The sequence below is a fragment of the Cellulomonas humilata genome (genome assembly GCF_013359775.1).
Classification (GTDB): Bacteria; Actinomycetota; Actinomycetes; order Actinomycetales; family Cellulomonadaceae; genus Cellulomonas; species Cellulomonas humilata.
Genome location: NZ_JABMCI010000025.1, coordinates 1 through 1,402, shown reverse-complemented (window position 1 = coordinate 1,402; position 1,402 = coordinate 1). Strand labels below are relative to the sequence as shown.

The following is a 1,402-nucleotide window of genomic DNA, read 5'->3' as shown; positions in this document are numbered from 1 at the left end:
GGAGGCGGCGACGGGGTCGGGGGAGATCGCGGTGAACATCGGCGGGGTCGCCTCGTCGGCGGCGTCGTCCTCGGAGGTGCTCGGTCAGATGGGTCAGGCCGTGGGCGAGCTCGCCCGCCTGTCCACCGACCTGCGCACCCGGGTGTCCGCCTTCACCTTCTGACCGGTATCCGGATAGACCCAGGCAGACCGACGCCCCGCCGCACACCGCGGCGGGGCGTCGTCGCGCGAGGGCTCAGTTCCGTGCGGATCCGGCCGATCGGTGGGCCGACGCCAGATCGCACACCGAGGAGCCAGCCCCATGAGCACCACCCACCCGTCGAGCACCGCTCCGGCCTCCCGCCGCTCCGGGTCGTGGTTCCGGAACCGCTCCGTGCGCACCAAGATCCTCACCGCGATCCTCCTGCTCGCCGTCGTGGCGATCGGGTCCGGCGCCTACGCCGTCACCGCGCTGCGCGCGGCGGCGGCGGACACCCGGACGCTCGCGATGATCCAGTCGGACATCGTCGGGACCCGGGTCAAGATCCAGCTCGGCCAGGCACAGGCGCGGCTCATCATCGCCCAGCTGGCGGCCGTGGACTCGCCGACTGCCGAGAAGTCGTGGCTGGGCAAGCAGGACGCCAACGACGCCGAGATGGCGGAGGCGATGGAGGCGTACCAGGCCTCCGGGGCCGGCGTGGACCCCAGCTGGCAGGCCTTCGTCACCGACTACGACGCCTGGCTCAAGATTCGCGACGAGCAGCTGGTCCCGGCCGCGACCTCGGGCAACTCCGTCCTCTACTCCAACGCCCTCCAGATCGGTCAGCCGCGCGTCGACGCGTTCGTGGGGGACCTCGACAAGATGGTCGTCTCCACCGTCGCGTACACCGACGGCCTGGCGGACACCTCCTCGGACGAGGCCAACCGCGCCGCCCTGATCCTCATGTCGAGTCTGGCCGTCGCCCTCGTGGTCACCCTGGTGCTCGGCTTCGCGATCGCCGGCAACGTGCTCGCCGCCGTGCAGCGCGTGCGGAAGTCCCTCAACGCGATGGCGGCCGGTGACTTCACCGTGCGGGCCGACGTGGTCTCCGACGACGAGCTGGGCCGGATGGCGCACGCGCTGAACAAGGCGCAGGACTCGGTGCGCGCCGCGCTCGGTGGCGTCGTGGAGACGGCCGAGACGGTGGCGGCGGCGGCGGAGGAGCTGTCGGCGTCGTCGGACCAGGTGGCGGCGGGGTCGGATGAGACGTCGGCGCAGGCGGGTGTGGTGGCTGCGGCCGCCGAGCAGGTGTCTCGCAACGTGCAGGCGGTGGCGGCGGGTGCGGAGCAGATGGGTGCCTCGATCCGGGAGATCGCGCAGAACGCGAACCTGGCGGCGAAGGTGGCGGGTCAGGCGACGGCGGCGGCGGAGTCGGCGAACGAT

Annotated in this window: 1 protein-coding gene; it reads left to right on the top strand. The window is 72.4% G+C overall.

Annotated elements, in window-relative coordinates:
- Nucleotides 1-301 precede the first annotated feature (301 nt).
- Nucleotides 302-1,402, top strand: a 1,101-nt coding sequence (locus tag HP550_RS00120) for a HAMP domain-containing protein (protein WP_175345571.1), incomplete at its 3' end; no start/stop codon positions are given.